This is a genomic window from Mycobacteriales bacterium (assembly GCA_035533475.1).
Taxonomy (GTDB): domain Bacteria; phylum Actinomycetota; class Actinomycetes; order DATLTS01; family DATLTS01; genus DATLTS01.
The window spans coordinates 1-18,160 of record DATLTS010000011.1 but is presented as its reverse complement, the minus strand read 5'-3'; the positions used below and the strand labels follow the sequence as shown (position 1 = coordinate 18,160).

The following is an 18,160-nucleotide window of genomic DNA, read 5'->3' as shown; positions in this document are numbered from 1 at the left end:
TCTACGTATCTCCTCCAATCACGGTCTAGCCTCGGTCCGATCCTGCCGAGGGAAGAGTGTGACTCGCCAATCGACGGATCGAACGGGTCAGGCGGATCGCTGGCTAGGGGTGGGCCGGGCGAGCGGTAGCGGCGCCCGGGCCATGGCTGGTTCGGCGGTAGCCCAGGCCACCGGCGGGGCGGTCCCCGCGCTGATCGTCGTCTTCGTCTCCTCCGCGCTCGACCTGGCTGAGATCGCCGCGGGTTTGCGCGAATCATGCGGGGACGTGCCGGTGGTGGGATGTTCCACGGCGGGTGAGATCGCCCTCGACGGGCCCGGCGACGAGGGGATCGTTGTCCTCGCCCTCGGCGGGACGGGTTTCACCGTGGCGACCGCGGCCGCAACCGGAGCATCGAAGCGCCTACGCGACGCCGGTGCCGAAGCGGCCGCGTGTTTCCGGCAGATCGGCGATTGCGAGCACGCGGTCCTGCTGCTGCTCACCGACGGGTTGGCCGGCGATCAACAGGAGATCGTGCGCGGTGTGTATGGGGTCGTCGGCGCGGAGGTGCCGTTGGTCGGGGGCTGCGCCGGAGACGACCTTCGGATGGTCCGCACCCAGGTGCTGCACAACGATCGATTCCTCGACGACGCCGTGGTTGCCGTTGCCATCGGATCGACCGGCCCGTTCGGGATCGGCGTCCAGCACGGTTGGCGCACCGTCGGCGAGCCGATGCTGGTCACCGCGAGCTCCGGAAACCGGGTCTTCGCCCTCGACGACCAGCCCGCCCTCGATGTCTATCTACGCCGCCTCGACGCCCCCGAAGCTGCCCACCATGACGCCGCCGCATTCACCCGCTTCGCGCTGACCCATCCGCTGGGCCTGACCAGGCGCAGCGGCCAGGAGGTGCGGTTCATCGCCGACGCTGACTTCACCGAACGCTCCCTGGGTTGCATCGCTCGGGTGCCCCAGGGTGGCATGACCTGGATCATGGAAGGCGACGACGAGTCGGTGCTGCGAGCAACCGAGGCAGCCTGTGACGACGCGCTCGAGCAGTTGGCCGGGGCTGCCCCGCTCGGGCTGCTGGCCTTCGACTGCATTGCCCGCCGGGCGGTGCTCGGCGAGCCTGGCATCGCCCGAGAAATCGCCATCGTGGGGGACCGGGCCGGCGGCGTCCCGGTTGCCGGTTTCTACACCTACGGCGAGATCGCGCGTACCCGGGGCACCGGCGGCTTCCACAATCAGACACTCGTGGTCCTCGCCGTCGGATGAGCGTCGACTTCGCTGCGAGCGGCTGGGCTGCCGAGCAACTCACCGCCTTCCTCGCGGCCGTGTCCGGACTGACCGAGGAAGCCGATGTCCTGCGCAGCGCCGTCGAGCAGGCGGCCGAGGCCGTCGAGGCCGAAGTCGCGGTCTTGGTGACCGATGCGGGGGTGCGCGCGTCGGTGGGGTACGCGCAGGGCCGGGTTCCGGAGGCTCGCCTCCGCGCCGTCGCGCACTGCAATGAGCCGCTCGTCGAGCTTCCCGGGCTCGGCCGATGCGCGGTTTTCGCCGGGCCGATCGAAGGGCTCCCCGGCGGGCGACTCCTGCTGGCCCGGGTCGGGGAGGCCGTCTTCGACGTGGAGGAATGCAACCTGCTGCGCGGGATGGCCCGGGTGCTGAGTCTGTCGCTGCGTGGGCTTTCGGTGCTCGCCGACGAACGAGCCCTTCGCGAAGTGAGCCAGCGGCAGGCCACGGAGAACGCCGAGCTGGTCGCCAACCTCCGAGAGCGCCAGGCCCTTCTCGAGCGACTCACGACCATCTTGCGTGCGGTCTCCACCCGGGCACCGCTGCCCGAGGTTCTCCAGGCGATCATCGCCTGCGCGGCCGATCTTCTGAACGTGGACGTCGTCGGCCTGCGCGTCAACGATGCCGCCGACCCGAGGATGCTCGAGCTGATCGGATCGTCCGGGTTGCCACCGGAGATCGCGCATGACGTTCGCCGGGTTCCCCGGGGGCTTGGGGCAACCGGCCGAGCGATCACCGAAGGGCGCTTCGTGGTCATCGACGACTACCAGCAGCGGGCCGTCGCGCACCCGGAATTCGCCGGACTGGGGATGAGCGCCACCATGGCCGCACCGGTCCACGAGGACGGGGTGGTCGTCGGCGCGCTGGCGGTGTCCACCCGACGGCCCGGCCGGCGCTTCACCCTGGCGGAGCAGGGCATTCTGCAGGCGCTCGCCGATCACACGAGCGTGGCTTTGACCGATGCCAAGAACGTCCAGGCCCTGCGGGCGGCGCTGGAGGCCGCGCAACACGACGCCATGCACGACGCCCTCACGGCGTTGCCGAACCGGGCCCTGCTCAGGGATCGGCTCTCGCTGGCCCTGCGCCACGCTCGCCGCTACCGGACCGAACTGGCGTTGCTGTTCCTCGACCTCGATGGGTTCAAGCGGGTCAACGACAGTCTGGGTCACGATGCCGGGGACCAACTGCTGCGCGGCGTCGCCGGGCGCCTGCAGGGCGCGGTCCGCGACGTCGACACCTTGGCCCGGCTTGGCGGCGACGAATTCGCTGTCCTGGTGGAAGGACTGCAAGACCATGACGATGCCGACGAGGTCGTGGAGCGGATCTTCGGTGCGCTGGAGGAGCCGTTCGTCGTGAACGGCCACGAGATCAAGGTGACCGTGAGCATCGGGGGCGCCCGCCCGCGGCCGGACGACGCCGCCCGGGACCTGCTGCGCAACGCCGATCTCGCGATGTACGAGGCCAAAGCGGCAGGAAAAGGTCGCTATGTGTCCTTCCGGGCGAGCATGCTCAGCGAAATGCGCGACCGGCTCGACGTCGAGAGCGACCTGCGACGTGGGCTCGAGGCCGGCCAGTTCGCCGTCCACTATCAGCCGATCGTGAACCTCGAGACCGGTGAGATCAGCCAGGTCGAGGCGTTGTTGCGCTGGATGCATCCCCAGCGCGGGGTGATTCCGCCCGACGAGTTCATCCCCGTGGCGGAGGCCAGCGGTTTCATCAATCAGCTCGGCGACTTCGTGCTCCGCCAGTCCTGCGCGCAGGCCGCGTGGTGGCAGGGGAATGGTCTGCTGGGGCTCAGCGTGAACCTCTCGCCGGGCCAGGTGGGTCCACAACTCGCGGCACAGGTCGCAGACGTGCTCCGCGAGACCGGCCTCGCCGCCGAGCGACTCACCCTGGAGATCACCGAGGGCTTCCTCAATGGTGACGAGCCGGACTCCGTCGCGGTGCTCGAGGCGATTCAGGCGATGGGGGTGCGGATCTCGGTCGACGACTTCGGAACCGGGTACTCCTCGCTGAGCCGGCTGTCCAGGCTTCCGGTGAACCAGCTCAAGATTGACCGATCCTTCGTTCGTGAGCTTCCCGACGACGGCCCGAACACGGCCATCGTAAGCAGCGTCATCGCCCTGGCCCGGGGTCTCGGGCTCTCGGTCGTTGCCGAGGGTGTCGAGAGCGACCTCCAACGCGATGTGCTGCGAGCCCAGGGCTGTGACGAGGCGCAGGGTTACCTGTTCGGCCGGCCGGGGCCACCGAGTCAGATCAACGACCTCCTGTCGCGCGGGCCCACTTGGCTGCCCGGCCCGCGCGACGCCCCCGACGCGGACACCCGGGATCGCCCCCTGGCATCGCGAACCCGTCGACACGTCGACGAGAGCAGGTGGCGCCGGAAGCGGCCCGTGTTACCGTGATCTCCCGTGGGCAGGCGCCCGTCCGGCGCCGCCGATCCGACACGGGAGCCCCTATTGGTCCAGCAGCAGACCACCCGGCATGTGTTCGTCACTGGGGGCGTTGCCTCCAGCCTCGGTAAAGGCCTGACTGCCTCCAGCCTCGGACAGCTCCTCCGGGCACGTGGTCTGCGGGTCACCATGCAGAAGCTCGACCCGTACCTCAACGTCGATCCAGGCACGATGAATCCGTTTCAGCACGGCGAGGTCTTCGTGACCGACGACGGGGCCGAGACAGACCTCGACATCGGCCATTACGAGCGTTTCCTCGACGTCGAGCTGTCCGGGTCGGCGAACGTCACCACCGGTCAGGTCTACTCCACCGTCATCGCCAAGGAGCGTCGCGGCGAATACCTCGGAGACACGGTTCAGGTCATCCCGCACATCACCAACGAGATCAAGTCGAGGATCCGGCTGATGGCCGCCCCCGATGTGGACGTCGTCATCACCGAGATCGGCGGGACCGTCGGTGACATCGAGTCGCTGCCATTCCTCGAAGCCGCCCGGCAGATCCGCCGTGAGATCGGTCGCGACCACGTGCTGTTCCTTCACGTCAGCCTGGTTCCCTACATCGGCCCGTCCGGGGAGCTGAAGACCAAACCCACCCAGCATTCGGTGAATGCCCTGCGTTCGCTCGGTATCCAGCCAGACGCGATCGTGTGCCGCTCGGACCGATCGATCTCCGCCAATCTCAAGCGCAAGATCAGCCTGCTCTGCGACGTCGACGAGGACGCGGTCGTGTCGGCCGCTGATGCCCCCTCGATCTATGACATCCCGAAGGTCCTGCATCGCGAAGGCCTCGATGCCTATGTCGTTCGTCGGCTCGGCCTGCCTTTCCGGGACGTCGACTGGACCGACTGGGACGAGCTGCTCCGCCGGGTCCATCACCCGACCCGCCACGTCACGGTGGGCCTGGTCGGCAAGTACGTCGATCTTCCCGATGCCTACCTCTCGGTCACGGAGGCCCTCCGGTCCGGCGGGTTCGCACACGAGTCGCGGATCGAGATCCGCTGGATCGCCAGCGACGAGTGCGAGACCCCGGAGGGAGCCGCGGCCGCACTCGACGGGGTGGACGGCATCCTGGTGCCCGGCGGCTTCGGGGTTCGGGGGATCGAAGGCAAGCTCGGGGCGATCCGGCACGCGCGCGAAAATGGCTTGCCGACACTCGGGCTGTGCCTGGGCCTGCAGTGCATGGTGATCGAGGTGGCCCGCTCGCTCGCCGGTCTCGATGGCGCCAACTCCGCGGAGTTCGACCCGGCGACCCCGCATCCGGTGATCGCGACGATGGCCGAGCAGCGGGATGTGGTGGCGGGCGAGAGAGATATGGGCGGCACGATGCGTCTCGGCCTCTATCCGGCGAAACTCACCGATGGCACCCTGGTTCGGGAGGCCTATGCGGAGCCCTACGTGTCGGAGCGCCACCGGCACCGGTTCGAGGTGAACAACGGCTACCGGCGCCAACTCGAGTCGGCCGGTCTGGTCGTTTCGGGCACATCGCCCGACGGCCGGCTCGTCGAGTTCGTCGAGTTGTCCCGGGACCTGCACCCGTTCTTCGTCGGCACTCAGGCGCATCCGGAATTTCGCTCGCGTCCGACTCGATCGCATCCGCTGTTCCGCGCCTTCGCTGGTGCCGCCCTCGCGCACGCGGACGCACGCGGCAGCTCGGTCGGAGGCGTCACCGCGGCGCCCGTGCCGTGACCCTCGCCGATCTCCCGGTCCGACACCCGGTTCGTGAGCGTCGGCTCGCGTTCAATTCCGGCAGAGTCATCCGGGTGCGCACCGACGTCGTCGACTTGCCCGGCGGGGACCGGGTCACCAGGGACGTTGTCGAGCACCCCGGTGCCGTGGGTGTCATTGCGCTCGACGACGCCGAGCGGGTGCTGCTCGTCCAGCAGTACCGCCATGCCGCCGGGCACCTGCTCTGGGAACCACCCGCGGGGCTGCTGGACGTTTCAGGCGAGGACCCGCTTGCCGCGGCCAGCCGGGAACTGGCCGAAGAAGCCGGGCAGGCGGCCGTTCGGTGGGACGTCCTGGTCGACGCCTTCACCACGCCTGGGATGAGCAATGAGGCGGTCCGGATATATCTCGCCCGGGACCTGACCGTGGTCGAACGGCCACCGGGGGAGGGCGAGGAGCGTGACATGCCGATCCGCTGGGTGCCGCTCGACGAGGCCGTGCGTGCGGTGTTCGCCGGGGCGCTGCACAACCCGATGGCGGCAATCGGATTGCTCGCCGCCCAGATCGCCCGCCGGGACGGATTCGCCCTGCTCCGGCCGGCGGGGGCGGACTGGCCGGCCTGGGCCGCGGCGAAGGCATAGTCCCCGCGGCCGTGCAACCTAGACTCGGATCACCCCGGCCGCGGGTCGGCAGGACGCCCGCCACCGGCAATCGGGCCGGTGACCAGCGCGGCGAGGGAGGCGTCAGATGAAGATCGGCGTTCCGCGCGAAGTCAAGGACAACGAGTTCCGGGTCGCCTGCACGCCAGCCGGGGTGCACGAGCTGGTCCGCGCCGGCCACGAGGTCCTCGTCGAGAGCGGGGCCGGGGTTGGATCGTCGATTCCGGACGGCGACTTCGCCGCGGCGGGAGCGCGCATCATCGGCTCTGTCGACGACGTGTGGGCTGACGCCGAGCTCGTCCTCAAGGTGAAGGAACCTGTGCCGGCCGAGTACGCGCGGATGCGAGCCGGCCAGATCCTGTTCACGTACCTGCACTTGGCCGCGTCGCTCGAATGCACAAACGCACTGCTCGCCGCGAAGATCACCGCAATTGCCTACGAGACCGTTCAGCTGGCCGACGGGACGCTCCCGCTACTCGCGCCGATGTCCGAAGTCGCGGGGAGGATGGCCCCTCAGGTGGGAGCGCAGTGTTTGCAGCGCGACGCCGGCGGCCGAGGCGTGCTCATGGGCGGGGTCTCCGGCGTGTATGCGGCCAAGGTCGTCGTATTGGGCGCCGGCGTGTCGGGGATGAACGCGGCGGCCATCGCCCTGGGGATGCAGGCCGAGGTTCTCCTGCTCGATAAGAACATCGCCAAGCTCAGGGAGGCCGACCGGATCTACCAGGGTCACCTCCAGACGGTCGCCTCGAACGCGTATGAGGTGGCGAAGGCCTGCCTCGACGCCGATCTCGTCATCGGCGCCGTCCTCGTCCCGGGCGCCAAGTCGCCGAAGCTGGTGTCGGACGACCTGGTGGCGCGGATGAAGCCAGGTTCGGTGCTCGTCGACATCTCCGTGGACCAGGGCGGCTGCTTCGCGTCAACCCGGCCGACCACGCATTCCAACCCCACCTTCCGGGTTCACGATTCGCTCTTCTACTGCGTGGCGAATATGCCCGGAGCGGTGCCGCACACCTCGACGTACGCGCTGACCAATGTCACGCTGCCCTACGCCGAGCTGATCGCGAACCGCGGCTGGCAGGCCGCGGTCGCGGTCGACCACCCGCTGGCCCTGGGCGTCAACACGGTCGATGGCGCCATCACCTGCGAACCGGTGGCGGCCGGGCACGGCCTCGAGTTCACGCCGCTGGCCGACACCCTCCGCTGATGCGGACGACGCGCCGGATTCCCGCGGAAGCGGCTCGGAAGAGCCCGCGAGCAGCGTAGCGATGTCGCCGCAACCCCACCCGCAGGAACCGTCTGGCGAGCCGAGGCGGCAGGTGCGACTTTATCTCGATCATCTTGCTGTCGAGCGGGGCCTTGCGGTAAATACCTTAAAAGCGTATCAATGTGACCTTGAGCGTTATGCGGGATGGCTCCGGATGAGGGGAGTGCCTAGTCTGCGAACCGTGTCCGAGGCAGATGTGGCCGGCTTCCTCGGTTGGCTCCGGGAGGGCGACGAGGCCCATCCGCCCCTTGCGGTGAGCTCGGCCAGCCGAACACTGGTCGCGGTCCGGGGGCTGCACCGCTTCGCGGTCCGCGACGGTCTGGCCGACACCGACCCGGCCCGGGAGGTCCGCCCGCCGACGCCGCCCCGGCGGCTGCCCAAGGCGATCCCGATCGAAGACGTCGAGGCGCTGATCCACGCGGCCGGATTCGACGCCACGCCGCGCGCGCAGCGCGACCAGGCGCTCCTCGAGCTGCTCTATGGCAGCGGGGCCCGGATCAGCGAGGCGGTCGGGCTGGCGGTGGACGACGTGGACTTCACCGGGAGTCTGCGGCTGCACGGCAAGGGTGGCAAGGACCGGGTAGTACCGCTTGGTCGGTACGCGGTGGTCGCCCTTCGGACCTATCTGGGCGCGAGCCGTCCGGCCTTAGCGAAGGTGGGAACCGGGTCGAGCGCGCTGTTCCTCAATGCCCGCGGGGGCCGGCTCACCCGGCAGGGGGCTTGGGCGGTGCTGCGCGGGGTTGCCGACCGGGCGGGTCTTCAGATCGACATATCGCCTCATACCCTTAGACACTCCTTCGCCACACATCTGCTCGATGGCGGAGCGGACGTCCGCGTCGTGCAGGAACTGCTGGGGCACGCCTCGGTGACGACGACCCAGATCTACACCCTGGTGACGGTTGAGCGGCTCCGTGAGGTCTACGCGGCGGCTCATCCCCGCGCGCGTGGCTGAGCCGCGGCCGACCTGCTTCCAGGGACCCGGCGAAGGCGGGACCTTCCGGCGTGTTCGACCCCGACGCGCCGTCGGGGGTTGCCCGGTGGCCGGAACTGGCCATAGAGTCGCCGATTCGTCGGCCTAGCGTCTTGCCGACCTGTCGTGTCAGCGTTTCATGGCTACGGAGGCGAAACGTCTTGTGACTAAGTCGACAAGATCGGGCGCGCCGGCGGTCGGCGAACTCGGGCCCACCGGGCGGCCCGTCCCACGCCTGCCCGAACCGGACCCGCTGGACCGCCACGGCCCGGCCCGGGTGCTGGCGATGTGCAACCAGAAGGGCGGAGTCGGGAAGACCACCTCGACGATCAACCTCGGCGCGGCCCTTGCCGAGTACGGGCGGCGCGTGCTGCTCGTCGACTTCGATCCGCAGGGGGCGCTTTCGGTCGGTTTGGGGGTCAACCCACTCGAACTCGATCGCACCGTCTACAACCTGCTCATGGAGCGCGACGTCGGCATCGACGACGTGCTCTTGAAAACCAATGTCCCGGGCATGGACCTCGTTCCGAGCAACATCGACCTCTCGGCGGCCGAGGTGCAGCTCGTGGGGGAGGTGGCCCGCGAACAGTCCCTGCGTCGGGCCATCCGACCAGTGATCGCAGACTACGACTACCTGCTGATCGACTGCCAGCCTTCGCTGGGCCTGCTCACGGTCAACGCGCTGACTGCCGCGGACGCGGTGATCATCCCGCTGGAGTGTGAGTTCTTTTCCCTTCGTGGCGTAGCGCTGTTGATGCAAACCATAGACAAAATCCAGGAGCGGCTTAATCCTGAACTCGAGCTTGAGGGAATTCTGGCCACGATGTACGACGCGCGCACCTTGCATGGACGCGAAGTGCTGGCCCGGGTCGTCGAACGCTTCGGTGACCAGGTCTTCCACACGGTCATCAACCGCACCGTGCGGTTCCCGGAGACCACCGTGGCCGGCGAGCCGATCACCTCCTACGCGCCTAGTTCCGCTGGGGCGGTCGCGTACCGGCAGCTCGCTCGGGAGGTGCTGGCCCGATGACCCGCCGGATCAGCCTCCCCGGTGCCGACGAGCTTTTCCGGGCCACCGGATCCGGATCGCCCGAGCCGCCGGGCGACTCCCTGGCGGAGCCGCCGGCCCATCCGGTGGCGCCTGCGGACCCGTCCGGGCGCGGCGGGGCCGCCCCGGTGCGCCATCTGCCCCGTCGGGTACGCGACGACCGCCGGCCGACCGGGCGGGAGCGCCATGAAGAGAAGATCACCGTTTACTGCTCACCCGAAGAGCTGATCGATCTCGAGCACGCCCGGCTGACCTTGCGCGGCGACCACGGGCTCGCGGTGGACCGCGGCCGGATCGTCCGGGAGGCGATGGCCGTTGTGCTTGCCGATCTCGACGCCAAGGGGGAGGCGAGCATCCTCGTCCGCCGGTTGCGCGGGCAATAGTGCTCTACGCGCTCCGCCATCCGGTCGCACTGGCGGCGCTCGCGGTCGGATTCGTGCTCGCGGCGGCGGTGCACGTGGTGGCTCGTGCGGCGCTCGCGCGCGCCACCGGGCAACTCGCCGCGTTGCCGGAGGGACGCCGCCCGTTTGACCTTCGCCAGCAGCTCGACCCGTTCGGCGTGGTTGCTCTGCTGCTGGCTGGGGTGGGCTGGGTCCACCCGCTCCGGACACCGGGCCGCTGGCGGGCCAGGCGGGGCCGGCGAATCGGCCTTGCGCTCAGTGGCTCGCTGGCCAACCTCGTGGTCGGCTGCGCCGGGTTCATCGGCTACCGGGCCATGGCCGGCGGGCAGCTGGCGTCGCTGGCGGCGAACGTGGAGCTGAAAGCCCAGCTCCAGGGATCCCTCGTGGCCGTCACCACCGCGGAGCAGTTCCTCCTTGCGCTGGCACTGGCGAATCTCGCGACCGGCGTGCTCGCCCTGGTCCCCATCCCCCCGCTGGAGGGCTCGGACGTCCTGTTCACCCTCGCGCCGCCGAACCACGGCTGGCAGCGGGCCCGCTATTACCTCGCCGAGCAGAACTGGGGGGTGGCCCTGGTCGGGCTCCTGCTGCTGCTGCCGATCGCGGGCAACGAGCCGCCCCTGCTCAGTCTGCTCGGTTCGCTGCTGCGTCCACTCCTTGCCGCCCTCGCTAATCTATAGACAAACCGACTGAGCGATATATCTATAACCCGGTCGGCCCGCCGCGTCGACCGGCGCGGGCGCGTCCGGAGGGGATACCGTCGGCTGGTGAGCACCGACTCGGCCGAGGCCCCAGCTCGGGAAGGCGCATTCACCGTTCACCTCGAGGTGTTCGAGGGGCCGTTCGACCTTCTCCTGGGGCTGATCGCCAAACACAAGCTCGATGTCACCGAGGTAGCCCTCTCCCGGGTCACCGACGAGTTCATCGCGCACATTCGCGGCCTCGGGGACGGCTGGGACCTTGGGCAGGTCACCGAGTTCCTCGTGGTCGCGGCCACCCTGCTCGATCTCAAGGCGGCGCGGCTGCTACCCGGCGCCGACGTGGAGGACGACGAGGATCTCGCCCTGCTCGAGGCTCGAGACCTGCTGTTCGCGCGGCTGCTGCAGTACCGGGCCTTCCGGGAGCTCGCCCGGGTCTTCGCGGATCGGATGGCGGGGGAGGGCCGGTGCTACCCGCGGGCCGTGAGCCTCGAGCCCAGGTTCGCCCAGCTGCTCCCCGAGGTGCTGCTCGGCCTCGGCCCAGCCGAGTTCGCCGATCTGGCCTCCCGGGTGTGCGCCCCCAGGCCGACCCCGGTTATCGCCCTGGACCACCTGCACGCTCCCCGGGTCAGTGTCCGGGAGCAGGCCGCTCTGCTTGCTCAGCGACTTCGCCGGCTGGGTTCGGCCTCGTTCCGGACCCTGCGGGCCGACTGCACGAGCAGCCTGGAGGTGGTGGCTCGCTTCCTCGCCCTTCTGGAGCTGTACCGGGAAGGGGCCGTCGCCTTCGACCAGGTGACCCCGCTCGGGGAGCTGCGGGTGCGCTGGACCGGCGGCGACCGGTCCAGCGCGGAGACCGACCGGTGGGCCGGGGATACCTACGAAGGCGAAACGGAACTCGAGCCCGAAGTCGACGCCTCCCGGCCCGCGGCCGAGCGTGAGGGGGGTCCTTGACCGCCTCACCCCGGCCAGCCGGCCCGGAGGGGGCAGGCCGTGCCGATCCGGTTGACATAATCCAGGCCGTGCCGGAGACGGGCGCCCTCGACCCGGCCGGCGAGCTGCCGCCACTCCGCGCGGCCCTGGAGGCGGTCCTTCTCGTCGTCGACGAGCCGGTGTCGGAGGTAGTCCTGGCGCAGGTAGTCGAGCGGCCGACCCACGAGGTCGTGGCCACCCTGGTCGACCTGGCGGCGGAGTACGCGGCGGCTGGCCGAGGCTACGAGCTGCGCTCGATCGCCGGCGGGTGGCGGTTCTACAGCCGAGCCGACTGCGCCCCCTTCGTCGAACGGTTCGTCCTCGACGGTCAGCAGGCGCGGCTCACCCAGGCAGCTCTCGAGACGCTCGCCGTGGTCGCCTACCGGCAGCCGGTGTCCCGCTCGCGGATCGCCGGGATCCGTGGGGTCAACGTGGACGGCGTCGTGCGCACCCTCCTTGCCCGCGGCCTCATCGCCGAAGCCGGGAGCGAGCCGGAGAACGGCGCCATCCTCTATCGGACGACGGCGCACTTCCTGGAACGGCTAGGACTGAACGGGATCGAGGATCTCCCCGCGTTACCCCCCTATCTTCCTGACGCCGACTCGATTGACGCGGATGACGGCTCGACCTCAACTGGAGCCTGAGACTGCAATCCGCCTCCAGCGGGTTCTCGCCGGAGCGGGACTCGGCAGCCGACGCGCCTGCGAACACCTGATCGCCGAGGGTCGAGTGCAGGTGGACGGTCGGGTGGTGCGGGAGCAAGGCACCCGGGTGGACCCGGCTCGGAACGACATCCGAGTCGACGGATTGCGGGTGCCGACCATACCGGGGCTGGTGCATCTCGTGCTGAACAAACCCCGGGGGCTGATCAGCACCATGTCCGACCCGCGTGGGCGCCCTTGCGTGGGCGACCTCGTCGCCGACCGCGCGCAGCGACTCTTCCACGTCGGGCGCCTCGACGCCGACAGCGAAGGGCTGCTGCTACTGACCAACGACGGGGATCTCGCGCACCGACTGGCGCATCCTTCCTACCAGGTATCCAAGACCTACCTCGCGGAGGTCAGCGGGCCACTGGGCCGCGACATCGGCCGACGGCTGCGGGGCGGGCTCGAGCTCGAGGATGGTCCGGTCGCGGTGGACGGGTTCCGGGTGGTGGAGAGCACGGCTCGCCGGGCGCTCGTCGAGGTCACCCTGCACGAGGGACGCAACCATGTCGTGCGTCGGTTGCTGGCCGAGGTCGGCCATCCCGTCTCCCGCCTGGTGCGGACGCGGATCGGGCCGATCCGGCTGGACAGTCTGCGCCCAGGGCGGACCCGGCATCTCACCTCTACCGAAGTAGGAGAGCTGAGCCGGTTGGTCGGCTTGTAATGGAAACGATTCATCGACTTAAGGTTTCATCGGTATCCGGCGTCGGTCTCCTGTGCCGCTGAGTGTCGATAAAGCCTTATAGCGTCGTGCTGACACACGGACAGGACGCTTTATCCTGAGGTCGTCCTACCGATAGGGTGCCATTCCGGAGCGGTCCGAACGAGGGGAGAGCGGTCGTGGCGGTGCGGGCCGTCCGGGGCGCCACGCAGGTCGAGTGGGACGACCGGGAGCTGATCCTCGAGGCGATCGCCGAGCTCGTGCACGCGGTCTTGGAGCGGAACGATCTCACCACCGAGGAGGTCGTCAGCGTGATCTTCACGGCGACGCCTGACCTGCGCGCGGAATTCCCGGCCTACGCCGCTCGAGCGGCGGGGATCAGCGATGTCCCGATGCTCTGCGCCACCGAGATCGACGTGCCCGGCGCGATGCCGCGGGTGCTCCGCTTACTCGCTCATGTGGAGACCGAGCGAAGTCGACACGACCTCAAGCATGTCTACCTGCGGGGCGCGGCTGCCCTGCGGACCGACCTGCCCAAGTGAGTCCGGTCGAGCCGCCTCGCCGCGTCCTCGTCGTCGGCGCGGGGATGATCGGCACCTCGATCGGGCTCAGGCTGCGCAGCCGCGGACATGAGCTCTACCTCGACGACCGGGATTCGGGGCATCTGGAGACCGCGATTCGTCTCGGCGCGGGGCGACCGCTCACCGGCGAACACGTCGAGCTGGCGGTTCTAGCCGTTCCGCCCGGCGCCGTGGTGGAGGTCGTAAGCGACCTGGTACGACGCAATCTCTGCGACAGCATTACAGATACTTCATCTGTCAAGTCGCACTCTCAGAATGAGATCGAGATTCTGAGCGTTCAATCATCCAGCAGTCGACTTCATTCGCCGGCGGCGGCGGAGATCTTCACAGGCGGCCATCCGATCGCCGGTCGGGAACGCAGCGGACCCGGCGCCGCCCGACCGGACCTCTTCGAGGGACGCGTCTGGGTTCTCACCCCCTCGCAACGCAGTCGCCCGGAGGCGATCGAGGCGGCCCGCTGGCTGGTCGGCGCTTGCGGTGCGACCGCGATAGAGATGACCCCCGAGGAGCACGACAGGGCACTGGCTGCCACGAGCCACGTTCCCCAGTTCGTCGCCTCGGCGCTCGCCGCCCAGTTCGCCGAATTGCCGGATAGCCACGTTCGCCTGGCGGGTCCTGGCCTGCGCGATATGACCCGGATCGCCGAGTCAGATCCCGATCTTTGGGTCGATATCGCCCAGGCCAACGCCGGTCCGCTTGCCGCCGCGCTCGATCAGGTCAGCGCGCGGCTGGCATCAGCCGCGGCCGAACTCCGGCGCGGCAAAGCATCCGGGGGCCTCCGCGATCTGCTCGAGGCCGGGCGGGCGGGTCGCCGCCGCCTGCCGGACAAGCACGGCGGAAGCCCGCGGGTGTACGGAGCGGTCGCCGTCATCGTCTCGGACGAGCCCGGTCAGCTGGCTCGGCTGCTCGCCGACGCCGGGGCAGCCGGGATCAACATCGAAGATCTCCGCGTCGATCATTCCCCGGGCCTGCCGGTGGGCATCGTCGAGCTGCTGGTCCGCCCGGAGTCCGTCGCCGGTCTGAGCGCCGGGCTGGCGCAGCGGGGCTGGCCGATCGAAGACTGAGATAAAGCGATTCATCGATAAACCCATGAGCCGACTTTCGGGCTGCCTCTACAGTGGGCCGACCCAGCACCTGACCGAGGAGAGTCGTGGCCGACGCGCACCCCGTCCCGGTGGCGGAGCGAGGCCACCCGGCGCGGCGACTCGTCATCGCGATCGACGGTCCCTCGGGCTCGGGCAAGTCCACGGTGGCGCGCGCGGTCGCCGGCCGGCTACGGCTGCGTTACCTCGACTCCGGTGCGATGTACCGCGCTGTCACCTGGCTGGCCCTACAGGACCGGATCGACCTCGAAGACGCGGAGACGCTCGCCGGGCTCGCAGCGAAGATCGACCTCCGGATCGGCACGGACCCCGCGCACCCGACCGTCACCGTCGCTGAGACCGATGTCGCCTCGGCCATCCGGACCAGGGCCGTGACGAACGCGGTCAGCGTGGTCAGCAGCGTTCCGGGGGTACGGCTGCACCTGGTCCGCAGGCAGCGGGAGATCATCGGCGCCGGCGGAATCGTCGTCGAGGGGCGGGATATCGGGCAGGTAGTCGTGCCGGATGCGCAGCTCAAGATCTTCCTGACCGCAACGTCGGAGACCAGGGCGGAGCGCCGGACGCGGGATCTCACGGAGGTGAGCGGACCGGTCGACCGGGCGAGTGAGCTCGCCCAGACCCGGGCGGAGATCGAGCGCCGTGATCGGCTCGACACGACCCGCGTGACTTCGCCGCTGGTCCGGGCCGACGAAGCCCTGGTGATCGACTCGACTGCGCTCACGGTGGATGAGGTTGTCGCCCTGATCGTGGCGCAGATCCCCGGGCGGTTGCCGGCCGGGCGCGGAGCCGACCGGTGACGGCCACGGGCCGCGCGCTGAGGGAGACAACCCAACTCCGGCTCCTGCGCGCGGCCTTCCGAATCCTCCTCCGGCTGGCTTTCCGACTGCGCGTGATCGGAGCCGATCTCATCCCAGCCGAGGGTCCGGTCCTGCTTGCCGGCAACCACACCGGATTCCTCGACGGGCCTTTCGTGTTCATCGAGTCGCCCCGGCCTGCGGCCTTCCTGGTCAAGTCTGAGCTGTACACCAACCGCTGGCTCGGCCGGCTGCTGAGTTCCTTCCGGCAAATCCCGGTGCACCGTGGTCGTCCTGACCGGACCGCCCTGCGCAGCGGGCTGGCGGTGCTGGCTGCCGGCGGTGTCCTCGGTGTCTTCCCCGAGGGGACGCGGGGGACCGGCATGCTGGAGTCCGTGCAGCACGGAATCGGCTACCTTGCGCTCAAGTCGGCATGTCCGATCGTCCCCGTGGTGTGCCTAGGCACCGCCGACGCCCTGCCACGAGGCCACCGCCTGCCCCGGCTTCGAGTGCCGATCGACATCGTCTTCGGGACCCCTTTCCGGGTCGAGCCGACCGGCGATCCGCGGGCCCGGAGCACGGTTGCCGCCGCGGCCGAGCAGATCCGGCGGCAGTTGCTCGACCACCTCGATCGCTCGCTCCCGCTCACCGGCCGGACGCCGCCCCGGTGAGCCCATCGGACGGCGGCGCGGAGCCCGCACCGGAAGCCGCCAAGATTCCGATCGTCGCCGTGGTGGGCAGACCGAACGTCGGCAAGTCCACGCTGGTGAACCGGCTCATCGGGCGCCGGGAAGCCGTCGTAGAGGACGTGCCCGGCGTCACGCGGGACCGGGTCGCTTATGACGCGACCTGGCGGGGTCGCCCATTCACCGTCGTCGATACCGGGGGCTGGGAGCCGGACGCCCATGGGCTTGCCGCCCGGGTGGCCGCGCAAGCCGGGATCGCGGTCACCGCGGCGGATGCGGTATTGCTGGTGGTCGACGCAACCGTGGGCGCCACCGACGCGGATGAGGCGGTGGCCCGGGTCCTCCAGCGGTCCGGCAAGCCCGTTGTCCTGGCCGCGAACAAGGTCGACGATGCCCGCGGCGAGGCAGATGCAGCTGCCCTGTGGGCGCTCGGGCTCGGCGAGCCGATCGCGGTGAGCGCGCTGCACGGGCGCTCGAGCGGGGACCTGCTAGACGCGATCTATGCCGCGCTGCCGCACGTGGCGGACGTCGCGGAGCGGCCGACCGGGCCGCGCCGGGTCGCCATCGTCGGGCGCCCCAATGTCGGCAAGTCCAGCCTGCTCAACCGCCTGGCGGGTGAGGAGCGGGCGATCGTCGATCCCCGCGCCGGGACGACCCGAGACCCGGTTGACGCGGTGATCGAGCTCGGGAGCGAAACCTGGCGGGTGGTGGACACCGCGGGCTTACGGCGCCGCGTGAAGGAAGCCTCCGGCAGCGAGTACTACTCCTCGCTACGCACCGCGGCGGCCATCGAGGCGGCCGAAGTCGCGATCATCGTCCTCGACGCGTCCGCACCGCTGAGCGAGCAGGACCAGCGCATCGTCGGTATGGCCGCCGATGCCGGTCGAGCGATCGTCCTACTGCTCAACAAGTGGGACCTGCTCGATGAGGACCGCCGGTTGCAGCTCGAACGCGAGATCGAGCGTGACCTTGCTCGGGTGGCCTGGGCGCCGAGGGTGAACGTGTCGGCCCGCACCGGTCGCGGCATCGAGCAGTTAGCGCCCGCGATGCGAACCGCGCTCGGCGGCTGGGAGCAGCGCATCCCGACCGGCCGGTTGAACGCCTGGCTCGCCGATGTCATCGGCGGGACCCCGCCGCCGGTCCGGGGCGGTCGGGCGCCACGAGTGCTCTTCGCCACCCAGGCCGCCATCCGGCCGCCCCGGGTGGTGCTGTTCACGACTGGCTTCCTCGAGGCTGGCTACCGGCGCTTTCTCGAGCGCCGGTTGCGCGAGAGTTTCGGTTTCTCCGGGACGCCCATCGACATCGGGGTCCGAGTCAAGGACAAGCGCACCGGAGGTGCCCTGGGATAGATTCTGTGCGTCCTAGCCCGAATCCGGGCCGCACCGGGACGTGGCGCAGCTTGGTAGCGCACTTGACTGGGGGTCAAGGGGTCGCAGGTTCAAATCCTGTCGTCCCGACGGTGTGATGTCTCGGGACATCGGAATAGCCCGGACCTGCATTGTGCAGGTTCGGGCTATGTCTTTGTGGGGCCTGGGGGTCGGCCGGTGGGTTGGTAGTCGCGTCGTGGGTCGATGATCAGGTCGCGTAGGACTTCGCCGGTGGCGGCGTTGGCTATGGTGACGTGGAGGTCCTGGACGAGCAGGATGACGTGCGTTCGGGCCGTGGCCCGGCTCGCCTCGGCAGGGTTAGCGGCCGTCAGTCCAGGACCACTGAAGCCGTTCGATCGCCTCGGCGCGGGTCATGGCGGCGACCTCCGCCTCGGTCAGGCCGACCCGGTGCAGCAGCAGCTGGACCACGTCCGCGGGCAGCGTAGCGGCCGGGGGAGCGGGCGTCCCGCAGGTCAAGCTCGCAGGTGAGGTGATGGGTGCCGGTGCGGCCGCGGGCGTCCCGGATCTGGTGCCAGCCCTCGGTCTGGCAGAACTTGGCGTGGTCGGCGCGGCTCGGTGCCGGCCGGCTTAACGGAAGCGAAAGCACGCCCAGCGCACTCCCATCGGAGTTCGGGCGCTGGGCAAGGGCGGTTGCCCCAGGCAAGCTCGCTATCGTCGCGGCGTGTATGTGACCGATCTGCGCCACTTCGACGCCGCCACCGCGACGCGAAAGGCTGAGCGTGTCTAATCGTCTGTGTGTGAGTTCGGTGCCCGACTCTGGGGCTGCCGGCAGTTGCCGGGGTCTCGGGGAGGAGCGCACGTGATGAGCACAACGACCAGCATGGACGTCGTGAACGACCAGGGCGAGGGTGACGC

General features: G+C 69.6%; 17 protein-coding genes and 1 tRNA gene. All 18 read left to right on the top strand.

Going from position 1 to position 18,160, the window contains the following annotated elements:
* Positions 1-142: 142 nt before the first annotated feature.
* Positions 143-1,249 (top strand): FIST N-terminal domain-containing protein, encoded by a 1,107-nt coding sequence (locus VNG13_01225; protein HVA59141.1) that lies wholly within the window; start codon positions 143-145, stop codon positions 1,247-1,249.
* A complete protein-coding gene (locus VNG13_01220; protein HVA59140.1) occupies positions 1,246-3,669 on the top strand; it encodes an EAL domain-containing protein in 2,424 nt (807 codons plus the stop codon). Before VNG13_01225 ends, VNG13_01220 begins: the two co-directional genes overlap by 4 nt.
* Positions 3,670-3,723: 54 nt before the next feature.
* Complete coding sequence (locus tag VNG13_01215; protein HVA59139.1) at positions 3,724-5,403, top strand: CTP synthase; 1,680 nt, start codon at positions 3,724-3,726, stop codon at positions 5,401-5,403.
* Positions 5,400-6,023 carry an NUDIX hydrolase gene (locus tag VNG13_01210; protein ID HVA59138.1) on the top strand — a complete coding sequence of 208 codons (624 nt, stop codon included), beginning with the start codon at positions 5,400-5,402 and terminating at the stop codon, positions 6,021-6,023. The genes VNG13_01215 and VNG13_01210 overlap by 4 nt, the downstream gene beginning before the upstream one ends.
* A gap of 106 nt (positions 6,024-6,129) precedes the next feature.
* Entirely contained in the window at positions 6,130-7,245 is a 1,116-nt protein-coding gene (gene ald / locus VNG13_01205) for an alanine dehydrogenase (GenBank protein ID HVA59137.1), read from the top strand.
* Between the two features lie 61 nt (positions 7,246-7,306).
* Positions 7,307-8,257 carry a site-specific tyrosine recombinase XerD gene (locus VNG13_01200; protein ID HVA59136.1) on the top strand — a complete coding sequence of 317 codons (951 nt, stop codon included), beginning with the start codon at positions 7,307-7,309 and terminating at the stop codon, positions 8,255-8,257.
* A gap of 181 nt (positions 8,258-8,438) precedes the next feature.
* Positions 8,439-9,305 carry a ParA family protein gene (locus tag VNG13_01195; protein HVA59135.1) on the top strand — a complete coding sequence of 289 codons (867 nt, stop codon included), beginning with the start codon at positions 8,439-8,441 and terminating at the stop codon, positions 9,303-9,305.
* On the top strand, positions 9,302-9,706 hold the full coding sequence (locus tag VNG13_01190) for a cobyrinic acid a,c-diamide synthase (protein ID HVA59134.1): 405 nt from the start codon (positions 9,302-9,304) through the stop codon (positions 9,704-9,706). Before VNG13_01195 ends, VNG13_01190 begins: the two co-directional genes overlap by 4 nt.
* Positions 9,706-10,401: a hypothetical protein gene (locus tag VNG13_01185; protein HVA59133.1), complete on the top strand. Its 696-nt coding sequence runs from the start codon at positions 9,706-9,708 to the stop codon at positions 10,399-10,401. Before VNG13_01190 ends, VNG13_01185 begins: the two co-directional genes overlap by 1 nt.
* A gap of 84 nt (positions 10,402-10,485) precedes the next feature.
* A complete protein-coding gene (locus VNG13_01180; protein HVA59132.1) occupies positions 10,486-11,370 on the top strand; it encodes a segregation/condensation protein A in 885 nt (294 codons plus the stop codon).
* A 68-nt stretch (positions 11,371-11,438) separates the two neighbouring features.
* Positions 11,439-12,032: an SMC-Scp complex subunit ScpB gene (gene scpB, locus VNG13_01175; protein HVA59131.1), complete on the top strand. Its 594-nt coding sequence runs from the start codon at positions 11,439-11,441 to the stop codon at positions 12,030-12,032.
* On the top strand, positions 12,004-12,756 hold the full coding sequence (locus VNG13_01170; protein ID HVA59130.1) for a pseudouridine synthase: 753 nt from the start codon (positions 12,004-12,006) through the stop codon (positions 12,754-12,756). The genes scpB and VNG13_01170 overlap by 29 nt, the downstream gene beginning before the upstream one ends.
* Positions 12,757-12,932: 176 nt before the next feature.
* Positions 12,933-13,295 (top strand): chorismate mutase, encoded by a 363-nt coding sequence (gene aroH, locus VNG13_01165; protein HVA59129.1) that lies wholly within the window; start codon positions 12,933-12,935, stop codon positions 13,293-13,295.
* Complete coding sequence (locus tag VNG13_01160) at positions 13,292-14,398, top strand: prephenate dehydrogenase (GenBank protein ID HVA59128.1); 1,107 nt, start codon at positions 13,292-13,294, stop codon at positions 14,396-14,398. The genes aroH and VNG13_01160 overlap by 4 nt, the downstream gene beginning before the upstream one ends.
* 86 nt (positions 14,399-14,484) lie before the next feature.
* Positions 14,485-15,234 carry a (d)CMP kinase gene (cmk, locus tag VNG13_01155; GenBank protein ID HVA59127.1) on the top strand — a complete coding sequence of 250 codons (750 nt, stop codon included), beginning with the start codon at positions 14,485-14,487 and terminating at the stop codon, positions 15,232-15,234.
* Positions 15,231-15,902 carry a lysophospholipid acyltransferase family protein gene (locus tag VNG13_01150; GenBank protein HVA59126.1) on the top strand — a complete coding sequence of 224 codons (672 nt, stop codon included), beginning with the start codon at positions 15,231-15,233 and terminating at the stop codon, positions 15,900-15,902. Before cmk ends, VNG13_01150 begins: the two co-directional genes overlap by 4 nt.
* On the top strand, positions 15,899-17,266 hold the full coding sequence (gene der / locus VNG13_01145; protein ID HVA59125.1) for a ribosome biogenesis GTPase Der: 1,368 nt from the start codon (positions 15,899-15,901) through the stop codon (positions 17,264-17,266). The genes VNG13_01150 and der overlap by 4 nt, the downstream gene beginning before the upstream one ends.
* A gap of 34 nt (positions 17,267-17,300) precedes the next feature.
* Positions 17,301-17,374 (top strand) — tRNA-Pro (locus VNG13_01140).
* The last annotated feature ends 786 nt before the right edge of the window (positions 17,375-18,160 follow it).

Coding starts and splice junctions, on each gene's coding strand:
- VNG13_01225 (HVA59141.1), top strand. CDS start 143: ATGGCTGGTTCGGCGGTAGCCCAGGCCACCGGCGGGGCGGTCCCCGCG.
- VNG13_01220 (HVA59140.1), top strand. CDS start 1,246: ATGAGCGTCGACTTCGCTGCGAGCGGCTGGGCTGCCGAGCAACTCACC.
- ald (HVA59137.1), top strand. CDS start 6,130: ATGAAGATCGGCGTTCCGCGCGAAGTCAAGGACAACGAGTTCCGGGTC.
- VNG13_01200 (HVA59136.1), top strand. CDS start 7,307: ATGTCGCCGCAACCCCACCCGCAGGAACCGTCTGGCGAGCCGAGGCGG.
- VNG13_01190 (HVA59134.1), top strand. CDS start 9,302: ATGACCCGCCGGATCAGCCTCCCCGGTGCCGACGAGCTTTTCCGGGCC.
- VNG13_01170 (HVA59130.1), top strand. CDS start 12,004: ATGACGGCTCGACCTCAACTGGAGCCTGAGACTGCAATCCGCCTCCAG.